This is a genomic window from Rhodopseudomonas sp. P2A-2r, assembly GCF_026015985.1.
Taxonomy (GTDB): domain Bacteria; phylum Pseudomonadota; class Alphaproteobacteria; order Rhizobiales; family Xanthobacteraceae; genus Tardiphaga.
On the sequence record NZ_CP110389.1, the window covers coordinates 2,966,054 to 2,987,481 of the forward strand.

The following is a 21,428-nucleotide window of genomic DNA, read 5'->3' on the forward strand; positions in this document are numbered from 1 at the left end:
AATATGGTTCGAACCTCGACACCCCGCGCTGGAAACGGTTCGGGAGGGCAGGCTTTTCAACATCGTCGCGCCCGACGTGTCCGAAGACCTGGTCTTTGTAAAAGACTGGTGTCTTGAGGTCAGGTTAGGGCGGGTCGATTGGGTGTAACCCGGCGGCCCTGCCCAGACAAAGTTCTGAGGCAAAGGTCGCCAACCGGAGAGAGCTTGCTGTGGAAAGAGCGGCAAAAAAGGACGCGGTCGAAGCGCTGAACGGTCTGTTCAAGACCACCAGCGTTGCGGTCGTCGCCCATTATTCCGGCCTCACCGTGGCCCAGATGCAGAAGCTGCGTACGCAGATGAAGCTGGCTGGCGCCTCCGTGAAGGTCTCGAAAAACCGTCTCGCCAAAATTGCTCTTGAAGGCACGGATGTTGTTGCCATCGGGTCCCTGTTGAAGGGTCCGACCGTGATCGCCACCTCGGACGATCCGGTAGCTGCACCGAAGGTTGCCGTCGAATTCGCCAAGCTGAACGAGAACTTCGTCATCCTTGGTGGCTCGATGGGTAAAACCGTCCTGACCGTCGACAGCGTCAAGGCTTTGGCCGCGCTGCCGTCGCTCGACGAACTGCGCGCGAAGATCGTTGGCCTCCTTGTGGCGCCCGCGACCAAGATCGCTCAACTGTCGACTGCGCCTGCGTCCAAGCTCGCACGCGTCGTTCAGGCCTATGCCTCAAAGAGCGAAGCGGCCTGACGCCCTTCGCATTCAAACCCTGGTTCGAACCAAGATACGCTTAAGGAAATAGATCAATGGCTGACCTCAATAAGATCGTTGAAGAACTCTCGAGCCTGACCGTGCTCGAGGCTGCCGACCTCGCCAAGCTGCTCGAAGAAAAGTGGGGCGTGTCCGCCGCTGCTGCCGTCGCTGTTGCTGGCCCTGCCGGCGCTCCGGCTGCTGCCGCTGAAGAAAAGACCGAGTTCACTGTCATGCTGGCTGCCGCCGGCGACAAGAAGATCGAAGTCATCAAGGAAGTCCGTGCGATCACGGGTCTTGGCCTCAAGGAAGCCAAGGACCTGGTCGAAGGCGCCCCGAAGGCCGTCAAGGAAGGCGTCAACAAGGAAGAAGCCGACAAGATCAAGGCTCAGCTCGAGAAGGCTGGCGCCAAGGTCGAACTCAAGTAAGAGCGACTTTTCGTTCCGGGGGCGGTCGCCATGGCGACTGCCCCTTGGTACGGAATTGAATTGTACACAAGATTGTGTGAGGTTTCGTGGGAACCACCCTCGAATCTCCATTATTGCCATCCCATATCGGGACGGCAGCACGAAAGCACGGTTTGCGCGCGGGGACGGCAACGTTTCTGGCTAAGCCGTTGGGAGATGGGCCATTTCGGGCTTTTTCAGTCCGTAAGAAGACGGTTTCGACGGGCAGGGCGTAGACAAGCGCTCCGCACGTCGTTTTGCGTTCCGCGATTTAAGCGTTCGACATCGGGATTTTAGTCCTGAATTTGAGCCGGGGTCGCGAACGTTTTGGAAATTCAACCCGGGGGCGACGCCAGTCGTGCTTCGGAAGGTTCGCCCGTTACGGGCGACGCAATGAGAGGCCACGATGGGTCAGCAGACGTTCACAGGTCGCAAGCGCGTTCGCAAGTTCTTCGGTCATATTAAAGAAGTCGCAGAGATGCCGAACCTCATCGAGGTTCAGAAGGCGTCCTACGACCAGTTCCTGATGGTCGATGAACCCGTCGGCGGTCGCCTTGACGAGGGTCTGCAGGCGGTGTTCCGGTCGGTTTTCCCGATCTCGGACTTCTCTAACACTTCAATGCTGGAATTCGTTCGCTACGAATTCGAGCCGCCGAAATATGACGTCGACGAGTGCCGCCAGCGCGGCATGACCTATGCTGCGCCGCTGAAGGTGACGCTGCGCCTCATCGTGTTCGATATCGACGAGGAAACCGGCGCGCGCTCCGTCAAGGACATCAAGGAGCAGGACGTCTACATGGGCGATATCCCGCTCATGACTATGAACGGCACCTTCGTCGTCAACGGCACCGAGCGCGTCATCGTCTCGCAGATGCATCGTTCGCCCGGCGTGTTTTTCGACCACGACAAGGGCAAGACCCACTCGTCGGGCAAGCTGCTGTTCGCCGCCCGCGTGATCCCGTATCGCGGTTCCTGGCTGGACATCGAGTTCGACGCCAAAGACATCGTGTTCGCGCGCATCGATCGTCGCCGCAAGATTCCAGTGACGTCGCTGATGTTCGCTCTGGGTCTGGATGGCGAGGAGATCCTCTCGACGTTCTACAAGAAGATCCAGTTCAAGAAGATCAAGGAAGGCTGGCGCGTACCGTTCGACGCCACGCGTTTCCGTGGCTACTCGACCATCAACGACCTGATCGATGCCGATACCGGCAAGGTCGTGCTCGAAGCCGGCAAGAAGCTCACCGTGCGCGCTGCCCGTCAGCTCGCCGAGAAGGGCCTCAAGGCACTGCGCATGTCCGACGAGGAACTGGTCGGCAACTATCTCGCCGAAGATCTCGTCAACACCAAGACCGGCGAGATCTATGCCGAGGCGGGCGAAGAGATCACCGAGAAGTCGCTGAAGGCGCTGGTCGAGGAGGGGTACAAGGATCTGCCGCTGCTCGACATCGACCATGTCAACATCGGTGCCTACATCCGCAACACGCTGAACGCCGACAAGAACATGACGCGTGAAGACGCGTTGTTCGACATCTATCGCGTGATGCGTCCCGGCGAGCCGCCGACCATCGACTCCGCCCAGAACATGTTCCAGTCGCTGTTCTTCGACTCTGAGCGCTACGACCTGTCCGCGGTCGGCCGCGTCAAGATGAACATGCGCCTCGAACTCGATGCGCCCGACACCCATCGCACGCTGCGCAAGGAAGACATCCTCGCCGTCATCAAGACGCTGGTGGATCTGCGCGACGGCAAGGGCGAGATCGACGACATCGACCATCTCGGCAACCGCCGTGTGCGTTCGGTCGGCGAACTGATGGAAAATCAGTATCGCGTCGGCCTGCTGCGCATGGAGCGCGCCATCAAGGAGCGCATGTCGTCCGTCGACATCGACACCGTGATGCCGCAGGACCTGATCAACGCCAAGCCGGCAGCCGCTGCCGTGCGTGAATTCTTCGGCTCGTCGCAGCTGTCGCAGTTCATGGATCAGACCAACCCGCTGTCGGAGATCACCCACAAGCGCCGTCTGTCGGCGCTTGGACCGGGCGGTCTGACCCGCGAGCGCGCCGGCTTCGAAGTCCGCGACGTGCATCCGACCCATTACGGCCGCATCTGCCCGATCGAGACGCCGGAAGGCCCGAACATCGGCCTGATCAACTCGCTGGCGACCTTCGCGCGCGTCAACAAGTACGGCTTCGTGGAAACGCCCTACCGCAAGGTCAAGGACGGTCGCGTCACCGACGAGGTCGTGTACCTCTCGGCGATGGAAGAGGGCCGCTACCACGTCGCGCAGGCGAACGTGACCCTCGACGCCAAGGGCCGCTTCACCGACGACCTGATCGTCTGCCGTCACTCCGGCGACGTGTTGGCGATCACGGCCGACAAGGTCGACTACATGGACGTGTCGCCGAAGCAGCTGGTTTCGGTCGCTGCGGCGCTGATCCCGTTCCTCGAGAACGACGACGCCAACCGCGCGCTGATGGGCTCGAACATGCAGCGTCAGGCCGTGCCACTGGTACGCGCCGAAGCGCCGTTCGTCGGGACCGGCATGGAAGCCGTCGTGGCGCGCGACTCGGGTGCTGCGATCGCGGCACGCCGCACCGGCGTGATCGACCAGATCGATGCCACGCGCATCGTGATCCGCGCCACCGAAGATCTCGATCCCACCAAGTCGGGCGTCGATATCTATCGTCTCATGAAGTACCAGCGTTCCAACCAGTCGACCTGCATCAACCAGCGTCCGCTGGTGAAGGTGGGCGACAGCGTTGCCAAGGGCGACATCATCGCGGACGGTCCGTCGACCGACCTCGGCGAGCTCGCGCTCGGCCGCAACGTGCTGGTCGCGTTCATGCCGTGGAATGGCTACAACTTCGAAGATTCGATCCTGCTCTCCGAGCGGATCGTGAAGGAAGACGTCTTCACCTCGATCCACATCGAGGAATTCGAAGTGATGGCCCGCGACACCAAGCTCGGCCCTGAGGAAATCACCCGCGACATTCCGAACGTGTCGGAAGAAGCGCTGAAGAACCTCGACGAAGCCGGCATCGTGTACATCGGCGCCGAAGTCCGCGCCGGCGACATCCTGGTCGGCAAGATCACCCCGAAGGGCGAAAGCCCGATGACGCCGGAAGAAAAGCTTCTGCGCGCCATCTTCGGCGAAAAGGCGTCCGACGTTCGCGACACCTCGCTCCGCGTGCCCCCGGGCGTGCAGGGCACCATCGTCGAAGTCCGCGTGTTCAACCGTCACGGCGTCGACAAGGACGAGCGCGCGCTGGCGATCGAACGGGAAGAGATCGAACGCCTCGCCAAGGATCGCGACGACGAGCAGGCCATTCTCGACCGTAACGTCTACGGCCGTCTGACCGATCTTCTGGAGAACAAGGTCGGCATCGCCGGTCCGAAGGGCTTCAAGAAGGACGGCAAGATCACCCGCGCCGTGCTCGAGGAGTATCCGAAGTCGCAGTGGTGGATGTTCGCCACCGCGAACGACAAGCTGATGTCCGAAATCGAAGCGATGCGGAAGCAGTACGACGAGTCGAAGAAGGGCCTCGAACAGCGTTTCCTTGACAAGGTCGAAAAGCTGCAGCGTGGCGACGAATTGCCGCCCGGCGTGATGAAGATGGTCAAGGTCTTCGTCGCGGTGAAGCGCAAGATCCAGCCGGGCGACAAGATGGCCGGCCGTCACGGCAACAAGGGCGTGGTGTCGAAGATCGTTCCGATCGAAGACATGCCGTTCCTTGAAGACGGGACGCATGCCGACATCGTGCTCAACCCGCTCGGCGTGCCGTCGCGCATGAACGTCGGTCAGATCCTCGAGACCCATCTCGGCTGGGCCTGCGCAGGCATGGGCAAGCGCATCGGCCAGACCGTTGACGCCTACTACGCCAAGCAGGATCTCAAGCCGCTGAAGGAGACCCTGAAGAAGATCTACGGCGACGACGAGGTCATCAAGTCGCTGAACGACAGCGAGCTCCTGGAGCTCGCGCGCAACCTGAAGCCCGGCGTGCCGATTGCGACGCCGGTGTTCGACGGTGCGAAGGAAGCCGACATCGAGGAAATGCTGAAGATGGCAGGCCTCGACGCGTCGGGCCAGTCCACCGTCTATGACGGACGGACCGGCGATCAGTTCGATCGCAAGGTGACGGTTGGGTACATCTACATGCTCAAGCTGCACCATCTCGTGGACGACAAGATCCACGCGCGTTCGATCGGTCCTTACTCGCTCGTCACCCAGCAGCCGCTGGGCGGCAAGGCGCAGTTCGGCGGACAGCGTTTCGGCGAAATGGAAGTGTGGGCGCTCGAGGCTTACGGCGCGGCGTACACCCTCCAGGAAATGCTGACCGTGAAGTCGGACGACGTCGCGGGCCGTACCAAGGTCTACGAAGCCATCGTGCGCGGCGACGACACGTTCGAGGCCGGTATTCCGGAATCGTTCAACGTGCTGGTCAAGGAAATGCGCTCGCTGGGCCTCAACGTCGACCTGCACAACTCGAAGCAGGCGCCGACCCCGTCCGAGGCGGCTGAGTAATTTAAAAGCGAATGCCCGGCCTGTCTGGCCGGGCACCCGCGTTTTGCCCGGACGTTGAGCAAGGCGCGCCGCGACCCGAGAAATTCGAATTTGCTGCTGGTGGCGACCGGCACGCGAGGAGAAGACTATGAACCAAGAAATTATGAATCTCTTCAATCCGACGACGCCGGCTCAGGTCTTCGACCAGATCCGGATTTCGATCGCGTCTCCGGAGAAGATTCTGTCGTGGTCCTACGGCGAGATCAAGAAGCCGGAAACCATCAATTACCGGACCTTCAAGCCCGAGCGCGACGGCCTGTTCTGCGCCCGCATCTTCGGGCCGATCAAGGATTACGAGTGCCTGTGCGGCAAGTACAAGCGCATGAAGTACAAGGGCATCATCTGCGAGAAGTGCTCGGTCGAAGTGACCCTGTCGCGCGTCCGTCGCGAGCGCATGGGCCACATCGAACTGGCGGCCCCCGTTGCCCACATCTGGTTCCTGAAGTCGCTGCCCTCGCGCATCGGCCAGCTGCTCGACATGACCCTCAAGGATCTCGAGCGGATCCTGTACTTTGAATACTACGTCGTTCTTGAGCCGGGTCTCACCGCGCTCAAGGACCGCCAGCTGCTGTCGGAAGAAGAATATCTCCGCGCGCAGGACGAATACGGCCAGGACAGCTTTACCGCCATGATCGGCGCCGAGGCGATCCGTGAACTGCTGAAGGGTCTCGAGCTCGAGAAGCTCGATGCGCAGCTGCGCGTCGATATGAAAGAGACCGAATCCGACATCAAGCACAAGAAGCTCGCCAAGCGCCTGAAGATCGTCGAGGCCTTCCGCTATTCCGGCAACAAGCCGGAATGGATGATCCTCACGGTGGTGCCGGTGATCCCGCCGGACCTGCGTCCGCTGGTGCCGCTCGATGGCGGTCGCTTCGCCACCTCGGATCTCAACGATCTCTACCGTCGCGTCATCAACCGCAACAACCGCCTGAAGCGGCTGATGGAACTGCGCGCGCCGGACATCATCATCCGCAACGAAAAGCGCATGCTGCAGGAGGCCGTCGACGCACTGTTCGATAACGGCCGCCGTGGCCGCGTCATCACCGGCGCCAACAAGCGTCCGCTGAAGTCGCTCGCCGACATGCTCAAGGGCAAGCAGGGCCGCTTCCGTCAGAACCTGCTCGGCAAGCGCGTCGACTACTCCGGCCGTTCGGTCATCGTCGTCGGTCCCGAGCTGCGCCTGCATCAGTGCGGCCTGCCGAAGAAGATGGCGCTCGAACTGTTCAAGCCGTTCATCTACTCGCGGCTCGACGCCAAGGGTCTGTCCACCACGGTGAAGCAGGCGAAGAAGCTCGTTGAAAAAGAGCGTCCCGAGGTCTGGGACATCCTCGACGAGGTCATTCGCGAGCATCCCGTGCTGCTGAACCGCGCGCCGACGCTGCATCGTCTGGGCATCCAGGCATTCGAGCCGGTGCTGATCGAAGGCAAGGCGATCCAGCTGCATCCGCTGGTCTGCGCGGCCTTCAATGCCGACTTCGACGGCGACCAGATGGCCGTGCACGTTCCGCTGTCGCTCGAAGCGCAGCTGGAAGCGCGCGTGCTGATGATGTCGACCAACAACATCCTGCATCCCGCCAACGGCCAGCCGATCATCGTGCCGTCGCAGGACATCGTGCTTGGTCTGTATTACCTGTCGGTGATGCGCGACGGTCTGCCCGGCCAGGGCAAGCTGTACAAGGAGATGGCCGAGATCGAGCATGCGCTGCATGCGAAGGTCATCCACCTCCACACCAAGATCAAGTATCGCTGGGAAGGTCTCGACGAGACCGGCAAGCAGGTCACCCGCTGGTATGACACCACGGCTGGCCGCGCCATGCTCGGTCAGGTCCTGCCGAAGTCGGTGAAGATGCCGTTCGACGTCATCAACAAGCTGATGACCAAGAAGGAAATCTCCGGCGTCATCGATCAGGTCTATCGTCACTGCGGTCAGAAAGAGACCGTGATCTTCTGCGATCGCATCATGGCGCTCGGCTTCTACAACGCCTTCAAGGCGGGTATTTCGTTCGGCAAGGACGACATGGTCGTGCCGGCGTCGAAGTGGAAGATCGTCGACACCACCCGCGCGCTCGCCAAGGACTTCGAGCAGCAGTACAACGACGGTCTGATCACCCACGGCGAGAAGTACAACAAGGTCGTCGACGCCTGGTCGAAGGCCGGTGAAGAAGTCGCCAAGGAGATGATGAAGGAGATTTCTTCGGTCAAGAAGAACTCCAAGGGTGAAGAGACCCAGATCAACTCGATCTACATGATGTCGCACTCGGGCGCCCGCGGTTCGCCGGCCCAGATGCGTCAGCTTGCCGGCATGCGCGGCCTGATGGCCAAGCCGTCGGGTGAGATCATCGAGACGCCGATCATCTCGAACTTCAAGGAGGGCCTGTCGGTTCTCGAATACTTCAACTCGACCCACGGCGCCCGCAAGGGTCTCGCCGATACCGCGTTGAAGACCGCGAACTCGGGCTACCTGACGCGTCGTCTGGTCGACGTGGCGCAGGACTGCATCATCACGCAGTCCGATTGCGGCACCAAGCTCGGCATCAAGATGCGCGCCATCATCGACTCCGGTTCGGTGGTTGCGTCGCTGGCCTCGCGCATTCTCGGCCGCACCGCGGGCGAGGATCTGCGCGATCCCGCGACCAACAAGATCGTGGTCAAGCGCGGCACGCTGATGGAGGAGACCCACGTCGACGCCATCCAGCAGGCCGGCATCCAGGAAGTGAAGATCCGCTCGGCCCTGACCTGCGAACTGGTCAACGGCATCTGCGGCATGTGCTACGGCCGCGATCTCGCCCGCGGCACGCCGGTCAACCACGGTGAAGCTGTCGGCGTCATCGCCGCGCAGTCGATCGGTGAGCCCGGCACCCAGCTGACCATGCGTACGTTCCACATCGGCGGCGCGGCGCAGATCAACGAGCAGTCGGTGATCGAGTCGAATTTCGACGGCAAGGTCACGATCAAGAACGAAGCCATCGCCAAGAACGGCGAAGGCCACATGGTCGCCATGGTCCGCAACATGGTGATCGCGATCTCGGACGCCGACGGCACCGAGCGCGCCACGCATCGTATTCAGTACGGCGCGCGCGTGCACGTGGCCGAAGGCGACATGATCAAGCGCGGCCAGCGCATCGCGGAATGGGATCCGTACTCCCGTCCGCTGCTGACCGAAGTCGAAGGCGTGATCGGTTTCGAGGATCTGGTCGATGGCCAGTCGATCTCGGAAACGCTCGACGAGTCGACCGGTATCGCCAAGCGCGTGGTCACCGACTGGCGCTCCTCGCGCGGCGGTGCGGATCTGCGTCCGGCCATTGTCATCAAGGGCAAGGACGGCAAGATCCTCAAGCTGGCGCGTGGCGGCGAGGCCCGTTACATGCTGTCGCCCGACGCCATTCTGTCGGTCGACACCGGGACCAAGGTGAAGACGGGCGACATTCTCGCGCGTATCTCCACCGAGGGTGCCAAGACCCGCGACATCACCGGCGGTCTGCCGCGGGTGGCCGAGCTGTTCGAGGCGCGCAAGCCGAAGGACGCGGCGATCATCGCGGAAATCGGCGGCACCATCAGGTTCGGTCGCGACTACAAGAACAAGCGCCGGATCTCGATCGAGCCGATCGACAAGAACGAGGAGACCCGCGAGTACCTCATTCCGAAGGGCAAGCACATCCATCTGCAGGATGGTGACATCGTCGAAAAGGGCGACTTCATCGTCGAAGGCAATCCGGCGCCGCACGACATTCTGGCGATCAAGGGCATCGAGGAACTCGCTGCCTATCTGGTCAACGAAATCCAGGAAGTTTACCGGTTGCAGGGCGTGCTCATCAACGACAAGCACATCGAAGTGATTGTTCGTCAGATGCTGCAGAAGGTCGAGATCACCGATCAGGGCGAGACCGATATGATTTCGGGCGAGCAGATCGACAAGATCGAATTCGACCAGCTCAATGCGCGCGCCAAGGAAGAGGGCAAGAAGATCGCCACGGGTACGCCGGTTCTGCTCGGCATCACCAAGGCGAGCTTGCAGACCCGCTCGTTCTTCTCGGCGGCCTCGTTCCAGGAGACCACCCGCGTGCTCACCGAAGCCGCCGTCAACGGCAAGGTGGATCCGCTGGAAGGCCTCAAGGAAAACGTCATTGTCGGCCGGTTGATCCCGGCAGGCACCGGCGCCTCGATGGCGAAGATCCGCGAAGTCGCAGTCAAGCGCGACAAGATGATCCTGGACGAGCGCGAAAAGCAGGCGACCATCGTGCCTGCCGCGCCGGAGCCGGAACTGCTGGCGCTGCCGCCCTCGGCGGAATAAGCGTCCCGCATCGCACATCTGGAAAAGGCCGGCGTAAGCCGGCCTTTTCTTTGTTAGGATCGCGCGATTGAAGGGATAACGGAGCGAAGACGTGGAGCAGCAGATTCGGCGAGCAGAAATCGGCGACGCCAATGACATCAGTCATGTCATTATCAGCGCGTTACGCGAGACGAATGCAAAGGATTACAAGCCCGAGATTATCGCCCGGCTCGAACTGGGTTTCAGCCCGTCGGCCGTGCAGCAGTTGATCGCGCAGCGGGATATTCTCGTCGGGCTGCTGGATCACCGCATTGTCGGGACGGCAGGCCTGGATGGTGACAAGGTGCGGACAGTGTTCGTCACTCCGGATGTGCAGGGCCGCGGCGTGGGCCGACGGCTTATGCAGGCCGTCGAGGCGATCGCACGCGAGCGGCAAATCCCGTTGCTGCGTCTCAACTCAAGCATCTCGGCCGAGTCGTTTTACGCCCGGCTGGGTTACACCGTTGTTCGCGAGGTCTTTTACGGGGACGAACGGACCATCGTGATGGAGCGGCTCCTTTCGGCCGCCGCTGACTAGGCAACCGCTGTGCCGGCTGAGTGAAAAGTCGTCACTGTCACCCCTTTTTCGCGTTTTACGTGCACTGCAACCCAGCGTCGCGTTCTGTTCATCTTTCCTTCAGGTGAAAAATGGTCTTGTTTGGAGTGGTTTGATCCGGCTGTACGGCCGTCAGCGATTCCGCGACCGGCTGGATTTCGTTTTGTGCCGGAATCCGTTACAGCGACTGTTGCCGGATGTTGCCGCCGCGGCGGACACGGCGCGTGAAAGAAACCGATGCTTGATCTTGCAATTGTGGGTGGCGGTCCGGGCGGCCTGATGAGCGCCTGGTATCTGAAGAAGAAGCTGGGCGACCTGTGCCGCGTGACCATCTATGAAGCGTCCGACCGGGTCGGCGGCAAGATCCTGACGAAGACTTTCGACACAGCACCGGCGATGTACGAGGCCGGCGTCGCCGAGATCTACGACTACTCGATGACCGGCCCCGACCCGCTGCGCGAACTGATCCAGCATTTCGGCCTGCAGACCATTCCCATGGATGCCGAGCAGGTGATGCTCGACGGGCAGTTGCTCAACGACGTGCCTGGCATGCGCCGGGTCTACGGCGCCAAGACGGCCGCCGCCATCGAGAGTTTTCGCAAGCTGTGCACCACCATGGTGTCGCCGGTCGAGTATTACGAAGGCGTCGGCGCCCACGATAATGAGCATCCGTGGGCTTGGATGACCTGCGAGGAATTACTCGACAAGGAAGTCGACGACGCCACCGCCAAGCGTTTCCTCAAGGTGATGGCGCGCTCCGACATCGCCACCGAGAGCCACAACACCAACGGGCTCAACGCGCTCAAGAACTTCGTGATGGATGTGGACGGCTATATCGGCCTGTATTCGATCCAGAACGGCAATGAGCAACTGATCAGCTGCCTGCAGTCGGAAGTCGACGCCGATATCCAGCTCAATCATCGCGTCTTGAAGGTCGGCAAGACCGAGGCGGGCCGCTACAAGCTCGACATGATGAACGGCAAGGGCGCCGAGACGCGCGATTTCGATCTTGTGGTGATGTGCCTGCCGCACTCCTGGCTGGCGACCATGCGCTGGGAAGGCGAACAGCTGCGCAAGTCGATGGTCAAGCACGTGGCTTACTTCGATCGCCCCGCGCATTACCTGCGCGTCTCGATCCTGTTCGACACGCCGTTCTGGGGCGAGCAGATTCCGGGCTCCTGGTTCATGTCGGAAGCGTTCGGCGGCTGCTGCGTCTACAACGAGGGCTCGCGCCACGACGTCGGCAAGCACGGCGTGCTGAACTGGCTGATCGCCGGCTCCGATGGGCTGGCCTTCGCCAATCTCAGCGATCAGGAACTGATCGACGCTGCCTTGAAATCGCTGCCGGCCTCGTTAGGCGACGCGCGCGCGCATTTCCTGGAGGGCAAGACCCATCGCTGGCTGTCGTCGGTCAACGCGATTCCGGGCGGTCTGCCGGCGCGCGACGTCATGACCAACCACCGGCCGGAGCCGAAGGAGCATCCCGGCATCGTCGTGGTCGGCGACTATCTGTTCGACTCCACCCTCAACGGGCTGCTCGATTCCTCGGATGCCGCCACCGACATCATCCTCACCGAGATGATGCGGCTGCGCCGCGCGCGCGGCGAGGGCGGGCCGCCGGCCTCGGACAAGATAGATCGTGCCTATTTCGAGAATTATCGCGGCCTCGGTCCGTACAGCGAGTCGTGGAGCCAGTTCACCGACCCGGCCTACCTCGGCAGCCTGATCAAGATCGTCTGGAACCGGGTCAAGGGCTACAAGCTTCTGGTCGCGGGTTCCGCAAGCGGCGAACTGGTCGGCGCGCTGCGGGCGCGTGGCATCGATGCCTGGGGCATCGAGAACAACCGCGGCATCCACGCCAAGACGCCCAAGGCACTGAAGAAGTACAACCTGCTGGGCTCGGTGACCGACCTGCCGTTCAAGGACGAGCAGTTCGACTTCGTGTTCGAGACCTGCCTGTGCCACGTCGGCGAGAAGCAGGTCGCCAAGGCGGTGCGCGAGCTCAACCGTGTGGTCAAGACGGGCGTGGTGTTCGGATCGGTCACCTCCGACATGGCACCGGCGCTGATCGATCGTTACGACCTGCTGCGCGGCGTCAAGAAACTCGGCACCTGGTGGGAATGGTCGGAGCTGTTCTTCGGCAACGGCTTCGATCTGTCGATGCACCGGCGCGATTGCACCGAGGCGGTGTGGGAAGCCACGCTGGCCGCCGGCAAGGGCCCCGGCCACTGGTACGCCGACGCCGACAGCCTGCGCTATTCGTTCTTCGACAAGGTCGATAGCGAGGATTGAGTCTGTCATCCCCGCGAAGGCGGGGACCCATAAACACCAAGTGTTCGGTGAGGCTCGGGAAACAGCGACGTTCCTGCTCCCGCGACTGAGGGTATGGGTCCCCGCCTTCGCGGGGAAGACCGGTGGAGAGTGCGGTTGCATTCCAATCCGTTGCGTCTGCGGCTCCCCGTTGCTTTGCCCAAAGCGATCTGATCGCATAGGATCGACACCGTGGCGGGCAGTGCCACGACAGCGATTCTTGCGGTCATGCAGGCCGTGCAGCAACGGTTCGATTCATGGCCCGAAAGCCACCTCCAAAGCCACCGGCTCCGGGCGACAAGGAACTGGCCGTCCCAGGCGAACTCCCGGCGTCACCGCTGGATGACAAATTCGCGCTTCCGGTCGGCGCCACCGCGGCGCCCGTTCCCAGCACCAAGCCACCGCTGCCCACAAAGCCGGAGAAGGCCAAGGGGGCTGCGAAGCCGGTCGTCAAGGATGACGACGAGGATGATGAGGACGACGACGAAGACGACGAGACGGACGCCGGAGATGACGACGATGAGGACGAGGATCTCGTCGTCTTCACCGCGCGCGAGGCCGCCGGCGCTCTGGGAACCATCTACGCCTTCACCCGGCCGTTCCTGACGAAATACAAGAAGATGCTGGCCATCGTCGGCTTCGGCGTGGTGGTGGAGACGCTGTTCAACGTCATCATGCCGCTCAGCCTGAAATATCTGATCGACGATGCGCTCGGCGAGGAAGACTTTCAGGCGCTGGTCTGGATCCTGTCGGTGCTCGGCGTCGCCGGCATCTTCACCTCCATCGTGGCGGTCTGGTATGAGCGCTGGGACGCCAAGCTGGCGGCGGGGGTGATCTCCGACGTCCGCATGCGGCTGTTCGAGCATATCCAGAATCTGCCGTCGGCCTATTTCGCGCGAACCAAGCGCGGCGAGATCCTGTCGCGGTTCTCCATCGATCTGGCGGCCTATGAAGGCTCGGTCAAAAGCGTTTCCAACAGCGCCGTTCTGCCGTTTCTCGAACTCATTGCAGGCATCCTGCTGATGCTGTTCCTGAACTGGCAACTCGCGGCGGTGGCGTTGCTGGTGTTTCCGATCACTTTGATCGGCCCTCGCATCCTGACGCCCAAGGCAGTGCAGGCCAACTACGATCAGAAGATCCAGGAATCGTCGCTGCTCGGCATGGTCCAGGAAAACGTCGCGGCGCAGGCCGTGATCAAGGCATTCAGCCTGCAGCGCCGCACCATGGGTTGGTTCCGGTTACGCAACGACGACGCCAGCCGGAAAATCGCCGCTGCGACCTTCCTGTCCACCATGGTGGAGCGCTCGGTCACCATCTCCGTGCTGCTGCTGCATCTCGTGGTGCTGGCGATCGGTGCCTATCTCGCCACCAAGGGCCAGATCACCGTCGGCACCTTCGTGACCTTCGAGAGCGCGTTCTGGGAGGTGTCCTACAACATCGCTCATGTGATGCATTTCATCCCGGTGTCGATCCAGTCTGCCGCCGCAGTCCGGCATATCCAGGAGATGCTCGACGAGCCGACCCGCGGCGCCGACCGGCCGGGCGCACCGGACCTGCCGCGCATCGTCAACGACATCACTTTCGATCACGTCACCTTCAAATACGAAGGCAGCCAGACGCCGGTGCTCGACAATCTCAGCTTGAAGCTGAAGGTCGGCAAGACCATCGCCATCGTCGGCCCCTCCGGTTCCGGCAAGAGCACGCTGCTCAACCTGATCCTGCGGCTTTACGTGCCGGACGAGGGCAAGCTGACCATCGACGGCGTCGACATCCGCAAGGTGACGCGCGAGATCCCTGCGCAGCAGCATGGCCGTCGTGTTCCAGGAGAACATGCTGTTCAACATGTCGATCCGCGAAAATATCCGGCTCGGCAAGGAGGGCGCCACCGACGAGGAAGTCGAGCAGGCTGCGCGAAAAGCCGAGATCCATCGCCACATCATGAGCCTGCCGGAAAAGTACGACACCTCGGTTGGCGAGCGCGGCGACACGCTGTCGGGCGGCCAGCGCCAGCGCATCGCCATTGCGCGCGCCATCGTGCGCGATCCGTCGGTGCTGCTGCTGGATGAGGCGACGTCGGCCCTCGACCAGACCACAGAAGCGGCCATCAACAAGACGCTGCTCAAGCTCGCCCGCGGGCGCACCATGATCTTCTCGACGCACCGCCTGACTTCGGTGGTGGAGATGGACGAGATCATCGTGATCGCCGGCGGCAGGGCGATCGAGCGCGGTTCGCACGCCGAACTGCTGGCGCTCGGCGGTACCTATCGCAAGCTGTGGGACGACCAGGGCCATCAGCCGCACGCGGCAACCGCCGACGATGATGACGACGATGACGAGTGATGCGCGCTACCGCGTCGCGGCGTCGAAATGCGGCTGAGGCGGCACAGCGCTTCGCTGCGAGGCGCTGCGAACGCCCAGACGCTTGCGGGTCGCCAGCAGCGTGCCGAGCCCGAGCCGCACCACGAAACGCGCCCAGCGCTGCGCGCGCCAAGCCAGGCTGTTGCTGAGCGTCAATGAGCGAAGGTGATGGGCCTTGGCGAGTGAGCGCGCATCGCAACTGGTCTTGATCGGGTCGTCATAGAATGCCGCGATCTTCTCGGCGCCCATGCCGCCGGTGGCGAGCCAGTTGGGGATGTACACGGTGCAGAGTTGCGCGACGTCGGTGAACACCTTGTCGGTCCCGGTGCCCGCGGCGGGGCAGGATGTCGCGAAGGCGTCGCCGACCAGCACCACCCCGGCCTGCCGGTGGCCCTGTGTGACATACAGATCCGCGGGATGTATCTTGACCGGACCGACCACGGCGAAATCGCCCATCATGCCCTGCAGGTTCGGCATCAGCGCGCGCATGGTGGCTTCCGGAGCACGACGGAATTCACGCAGCCACGGATCGTCCATCTGGCGATACACCGGCACGTTGGCGCGCATCGCGCTGCCGATCGGAAACAGCGTCATATAAGCGAGCCGGTCGGACGATCGCTTGGGCCAATAGGTCAGCGCCGGAAAATCAAATGCCTCGCGCCCGACGGGGGCCACGTCGAAGCCGATGGTGATGGAATGGCATGGGCTGATGACGGGTCGCTCCAGCCCCAGCATATCGCGAAGTGCGACACTCAGCCCGTTGGCCAGCACCACCAGCCGGGCCGAAATCTCGTCGCCGTCGGAGAGCGTGATTTTCTGGCGGTCGGCGCTGGTCGCAATGCCGGTCACCCTGGCATGGACCACGGGGATATCGGCCGGGATCGCCGTGCGGATGGTGTTGACGAGTGTGTCGTACATGATGCCGTGCTGGTCGCTCGGCTTCCTGGCGACCACATGGCCGAACCGTGCCTCCCACACTTCGCCATCGAGAGTGGCGGCGGGCAGCGTGTGCTCCGCGAGTCCGGTCTTGCTCAGCAAGGCAATCTGGCTGCTGCCAAGCTTCTCGCAGCGGAAGTCCGGCGGATAGCTCGGAAACGGATCCACAAGCACGGCCTTGATACCGGCGCGTCCCAGCATCGCTGCAGCGATGGAGCCGGCCAGTCCGCCACCGATGATGGCAACATCCGTGTTTTGCATGAGGTGACCTCTACGCAAGCAGGTCAATATATTGGAAATGCAAAAGAATGCTGAGCAGGGCCCCCGGCAGCGGTGCTTGGGCTTAACTGAAAAGCAAGCTGGCAGCGCCAAGATAGGTGGTATTCGCGGCTACGGGCGGGCGTTCGTCGATGATTTCTGTGCAGATTTGCCTGCCGGACCTGCTCGTTGCCGCACCGTGGGACGATCTCGTCCGGCGCGCGTCGTCGAACGTCTTCATGAACCCTGCCGCCCTGCAAGCCGCGGCCGAGCTGAAATTCGCCGACGTCCACGTGCTGCTGGCGTGGGAGGAGGGGCGACGCCGGCGCGGCTGGTCGGGCTCTGGGCGCTGCAGCTTCGGAGGATCGCGCCGTTCTGGCCAGCGCACCTCGAGGCGCTGCCTTACGACTATGCCTTCCTGTCCAGCCCGGTGGTCGACCCGGCCTTCGTGACGGAGGTGATGCCGGCGTTCCTGGCGGAGGTGGCCAGCAGCAAACTGCCGGGTATCATCAGCCTGGGGCAATTCGATACGGACTGCCCGAGCCATGGTCCGATGATCGCGGCACTGGCTGTGCACGGTCAACGCCCGGTCATACTTGAAGCGAGCGAGCGGCCGGTCGTGACGCGCGCCTTCGGCGTCAAGAAGTCTGGGTCGACGCGCAAGAAGCTGCGGCAGGACTGGAACCGGCTGTCGGCCACCGGATCGGTCGAGGTCGTCAATGACAGGACGGCCGGGCAGGTGCGCGAGGCCTTCGAATCCTTTCTGGCGCTGGAAGCCGCAGGCTGGAAGGGCGCCCGGGGAACCGCCGTGCTGAGCAACCTGGACCACGCCGCCTTCGTCCGGCGTCTGATCGGAACCCTGGCCGACCAGCAGAATGCCTCGGTGGCGCTGCTGCGCGTCGATGGGCGGGTGATTGCCGCGCAGGTGCTGCTGTATTGCGGCACCACCGCCGATACCTGGAAGATCGCCTACGACCCTGCCTTTGCCAGGTATTCGCCGGGAGCGTTGCTAGTCGACAAGGCAACTGAGGGGCTGTTCGCCGTCCCCGGCATCGAGAGCATCAACTCCTGCTCGGACGGTTCCGGCTTCATGGCACAGTTCTGGGCCGGGCGGCGTTCCATGGCAGACCTGCTGATCAACGTGACGCCCCGAAATTCCCTCGCCTTCGCTCTGGAGACTGCGCGGCGCCGTGCCTATTACCGGCTGCGGGCATTGCGGAACCAGCTACGGTCGCGGAAGTGGCTGTCGCGCCCCAACAGCAAGCCGGGTTCCGGGATGCCGCCAGCCTCAAATGAATAATATCCGGGTGAAATTTACGCTCGGTGGCGGCGGCCATGGTCTGCCGTCGTCGCGGGTCCACCGGCAGGCGCCATTTCACCCCCGGCATTGTTCCGAATCGACGCGCCGCGTCATCAAACTGCAAAACCCGCTGCGACCGATTCTGCCGCCCGATGGACGATTGGGCTGACAATCGGGTATGCTTCTGCTACGCAGGCATGCGAGAAGTCAGCGTGGGACAAGGGTTTCTACAACTGCGCTTTAGTGTTGACTTGGGCGGACCCCGAGGATAAAACCCGCGCACTCACCGACAGGCGGTGAGCTTCGCAAGTGTCGGAACGGACCACCCTCTAAGTCTTTCGAGACCCAGTCTTTTGGGACCGGAGCGGGCACCAACCTCGACCCAAGAAGCTCAAACGCTGTCGATTATAGCTAGGCTGCCAAAACGACGTTTATCTCCTGAGCAAAATCTCTCGAGATTTAATTCGGAAGCATGACCTCGGTGCAGGCTATCAGGCGAAAGCCGGGTGGTCACGATCGCGGTCCTCTGTGGCGTGAAGCGCTTTCTGCTCAGTGATGAGCGGTTGGCGTGATTTCGTTTTGCGTGAATCCTTTCATGTGGGGCGTGCGATGGGGTAGGTGGCCCCGAACAATTTTGCGAAGCCGTTATGGTTTCGCGCGAACAAGGGTGAAGGCGAAGATGCCGACGATCAACCAGCTGATCGCAAGTCCGCGTGTCGTTCAGAAGTCGCGCAAGAAGGTGCCCGCACTGCAGCAGTCGCCGCAGAAGCGTGGCGTTTGTACGCGCGTCTACACCACGACCCCGAAGAAGCCGAACTCGGCGCTTCGTAAGGTTGCCAAGGTGCGTCTGACCAACGGCTTCGAAGTCATCGGATACATTCCGGGCGAAGGTCATAACCTTCAAGAGCATTCCGTGGTCATGATCCGCGGCGGCCGCGTCAAGGATTTGCCCGGCGTGCGTTACCACATTCTCCGCGGCGTGCTGGATACCCAGGGCGTCAAGAACCGTAAGCAGCGTCGTTCGAAGTACGGCGCGAAGCGTCCGAAGTAACGGGGATTATCGATGTCTCGTCGCCATTCTGCTGAAAAGCGTGAAGTGAACCCGGATCCGAAGTTCGGGAATATCATCATCACGAAGTTCATGAACTCGGTCATGTATGACGGCAAGAAGTCTGCCGCCGAGAGCATCGTTTACGGTGCGCTCGAAATGATCGAAGCCAAGACCAAGCAAGGCCCGCTGCCGGTGTTCGAGCAGGCTCTGGAAAACGTGATGCCGACCATCGAGGTGCGTTCGCGCCGCGTTGGTGGTGCCACCTACCAGGTTCCGGTCGAAGTCCGCAGCGTTCGGCGCCAGGCGCTGGGCATTCGCTGGCTGATCACTGCGGCGCGTGACCGCAACGAAAAGACGATGACGGAGCGCCTCTCCGCCGAGCTGCTCGATGCGTCGAACGGCCGAGGCAATGCCGTGAAGAAGCGCGAAGACGTGCATCGGATGGCTGAAGCCAACCGCGCCTTCTCGCACTATCGCTGGTAACGGCGAAACAACGGATTTAAGGACGAGCCCATGCCCCGCGTACATGCCATCGAGGATTACCGAAATTTCGGTATCATGGCGCATATCGATGCAGGTAAGACCACGACCACCGAGCGCATCCTTTACTACACCGGCAAGAGCCACAAAATCGGCGAAGTGCACGAAGGTGCAGCGACGATGGACTGGATGGAGCAGGAGCAGGAGCGCGGCATTACGATCACGTCCGCAGCAACCACTGCGTTCTGGAACGGCAAGCGTCTGAACATCATCGACACTCCCGGCCACGTCGACTTCACCATCGAAGTCGAGCGTTCGCTGCGCGTGCTCGACGGCGCGGTCGTCGTTCTCGACGGCAACCAGGGCGTTGAACCGCAGACCGAAACCGTGTGGCGTCAGGGCGACAAGTACCGCGTGCCGCGCATCGTGTTCGCGAACAAGATGGATAAGACCGGCGCTGACTTCTACAAGTGCCTGCAGGACATCATCGACCGTCTCGGCGCCAAGCCGATTGCGATCCAGCTGCCGATCGGCGAGGAGAGCAATTTCAAGGGCCTGGTCGATCTGGTGCGCATGAAGGGCGTGATCTGGGAAGACGAAGCCCTGGGTGCGAACTTCAAGGACATCGATATCCCTGAGGACATGCTCGAGAAGGCCAAGGAATATCGCGAGAAGATGGTGGAAGCCGCCGTCGAGCTCGACGACGAAGTTCTGTCCGCTTTCCTCGATGGCGTTGAGCCGGATGAAGCTACTCTGAAGCGTCTGATCCGCAAGGCCGTGCTGACCAGCGCGTTCTATCCCGTGCTGTGCGGTTCGGCGTTCAAGAACAAGGGCGTGCAGCCCTTGCTCGACGCAGTTGTCGATTACCTGCCGTCGCCCGTCGACGTTCCCGCCATCAAGGGCGTGGATGACGAAGGCAACGAGATCATCCGTCTGCCGAAGGATAGCGAGCCGCTCGCGCTGCTGGCCTTCAAGATCATGGACGATCCGTTCGTCGGCACCATCACGTTCTGCCGCATCTATTCCGGCACGCTGATCTCCGGCACCGGCGTCGTCAACTCGACGCGCGACCGCAAGGAGCGCATCGGCCGCATGCTGCTGATGCATGCGAACAACCGCGAAGACATCAAGGAAGCCTATGCCGGCGACATCGTCGCTCTGGCCGGCCTGAAGGAAGCCCGCACCGGTGATACCCTGTGCGACGCTGGCAAGCAGGTCATCCTGGAGAAGATGGAATTCCCGGAGCCGGTGATCGAGATCGCGATCGAGCCGAAGACCAAGGCCGACCAGGAAAAGCTGGGCGTCGCTCTGGCGAAGCTCGCTGCGGAAGATCCGTCGTTTCGCGTCTCCACCGACGTGGAATCCGGTCAGACCATCCTCAAGGGCATGGGCGAACTGCATCTCGACATCAAGGTCGACATCCTTCGCCGTACCTACAAGGTCGATGCGAACATCGGCGCGCCGCAGGTGGCGTTCCGTGAGCGCGTGACCAAGAAGGCCGAAGTGGACTACACCCACAAGAAGCAGACCGGTGGTACCGGCCAGTTCGCGCGGGTCAAGTTCGTGGTCGAGCCGAACGAGCCGGGCAAGGGATTTGAGTTCGAATCCAAGGTCGTCGGCGGTGCGGTGCCGAAGGAATACATCCCCGGCGTCGAAAAGGGCCTCAACTCGGTTCTGGGTTCGGGCGTTGTCGCCGGCTTCCCGGTGGTCGACGTCAAGGTCACCCTGATCGACGGCGCCTACCATGACGTCGACTCGTCGGCTCTGGCCTTCGAAATCGCATCGCGCGCGGCTTTCCGCGAAGCGCTGCAGAAGGGCAAGTCCGTCCTGCTCGAGCCGATCATGAAGGTCGAATGCGTGACCCCGGAAGACTACACCGGTTCGGTCATCGGCGATCTGAATTCGCGGCGCGGCCAGATCCAGGGCCAGGACATGCGCGGCAACGCCAACGTCATCAACGCGATGGTGCCGCTCATGAACATGTTCGGTTACGTGAATAACCTGCGCTCGATGAGCCAGGGGCGCGCGACCTTCACGATGCAATTTGATCACTACGCGGAAGCACCGGCAAACGTGTCGGCGGAAGTCCAAAAGAAGTTTGCCTGATTGTCGTTGGCGACAGTTAACGACTGAAC

At 62.0% G+C, this 21,428-nt stretch carries 11 protein-coding genes and 1 pseudogene; 11 read left to right on the forward strand and 1 reads right to left on the reverse strand.

Translation table 11 applies throughout. The annotated features are described in order from the left end of the window. Window positions 1–209: 209 nt before the first annotated feature. From rplJ to ONR75_RS14125, 7 genes and pseudogenes are all read left to right on the forward strand, one after another. On the forward strand, window positions 210–728 hold the full coding sequence (gene rplJ, locus ONR75_RS14095) for a 50S ribosomal protein L10 (RefSeq protein ID WP_265083137.1): 519 nt from the start codon (window positions 210–212) through the stop codon (window positions 726–728). Window positions 729–784: 56 nt separating this feature from the next. After that, window positions 785–1,156, forward strand: a complete 372-nt coding sequence (gene rplL, locus ONR75_RS14100) for a 50S ribosomal protein L7/L12 (protein WP_265083138.1) — start codon at window positions 785–787, stop codon at window positions 1,154–1,156. A 424-nt stretch (window positions 1,157–1,580) separates the two neighbouring features. After that, the gene (rpoB, locus tag ONR75_RS14105) at window positions 1,581–5,696 is read left to right on the forward strand and encodes a DNA-directed RNA polymerase subunit beta (RefSeq protein WP_265083139.1); all 4,116 of its coding nucleotides are present in this window, start codon (window positions 1,581–1,583) and stop codon (window positions 5,694–5,696) included. A 127-nt stretch (window positions 5,697–5,823) separates the two neighbouring features. Continuing rightward, on the forward strand, window positions 5,824–10,026 hold the full coding sequence (gene rpoC / locus ONR75_RS14110) for a DNA-directed RNA polymerase subunit beta' (protein WP_265083140.1): 4,203 nt from the start codon (window positions 5,824–5,826) through the stop codon (window positions 10,024–10,026). A gap of 91 nt (window positions 10,027–10,117) precedes the next feature. After that, the gene (locus ONR75_RS14115) at window positions 10,118–10,582 is read left to right on the forward strand and encodes a GNAT family N-acetyltransferase (protein WP_265083141.1); all 465 of its coding nucleotides are present in this window, start codon (window positions 10,118–10,120) and stop codon (window positions 10,580–10,582) included. Between the two features lie 255 nt (window positions 10,583–10,837). Beyond that, window positions 10,838–12,892 (forward strand): FAD-dependent oxidoreductase, encoded by a 2,055-nt coding sequence (locus tag ONR75_RS14120; RefSeq protein ID WP_265083142.1) that lies wholly within the window; start codon window positions 10,838–10,840, stop codon window positions 12,890–12,892. A 275-nt stretch (window positions 12,893–13,167) separates the two neighbouring features. Beyond that, a pseudogene (locus tag ONR75_RS14125) lies at window positions 13,168–15,250 on the forward strand (ABC transporter ATP-binding protein). Between the two features lie 6 nt (window positions 15,251–15,256). Here ONR75_RS14125 and ONR75_RS14130 read toward each other — a convergent pair. Further along, on the reverse strand, window positions 15,257–16,465 hold the full coding sequence (locus tag ONR75_RS14130) for an FAD-dependent oxidoreductase (protein WP_265083143.1): 1,209 nt from the start codon (window positions 16,463–16,465) through the stop codon (window positions 15,257–15,259). A 76-nt stretch (window positions 16,466–16,541) separates the two neighbouring features. On the opposite strand from ONR75_RS14130, the gene ONR75_RS14135 reads away from it, so the two are divergent. From ONR75_RS14135 to fusA, 4 genes are all read left to right on the forward strand, one after another. Beyond that, the gene (locus tag ONR75_RS14135) at window positions 16,542–17,762 is read left to right on the forward strand and encodes a GNAT family N-acetyltransferase (RefSeq protein ID WP_320109728.1); all 1,221 of its coding nucleotides are present in this window, start codon (window positions 16,542–16,544) and stop codon (window positions 17,760–17,762) included. Window positions 17,763–18,441: 679 nt separating this feature from the next. Next, window positions 18,442–18,813, forward strand: a complete 372-nt coding sequence (rpsL, locus tag ONR75_RS14140) for a 30S ribosomal protein S12 (protein WP_011473880.1) — start codon at window positions 18,442–18,444, stop codon at window positions 18,811–18,813. Window positions 18,814–18,825: 12 nt separating this feature from the next. Next, complete coding sequence (gene rpsG, locus ONR75_RS14145) at window positions 18,826–19,296, forward strand: 30S ribosomal protein S7 (RefSeq protein ID WP_265083144.1); 471 nt, start codon at window positions 18,826–18,828, stop codon at window positions 19,294–19,296. 30 nt (window positions 19,297–19,326) lie between these two features. After that, window positions 19,327–21,399 (forward strand): elongation factor G, encoded by a 2,073-nt coding sequence (fusA, locus tag ONR75_RS14150; protein ID WP_265083145.1) that lies wholly within the window; start codon window positions 19,327–19,329, stop codon window positions 21,397–21,399. Window positions 21,400–21,428 lie beyond the last annotated feature (29 nt).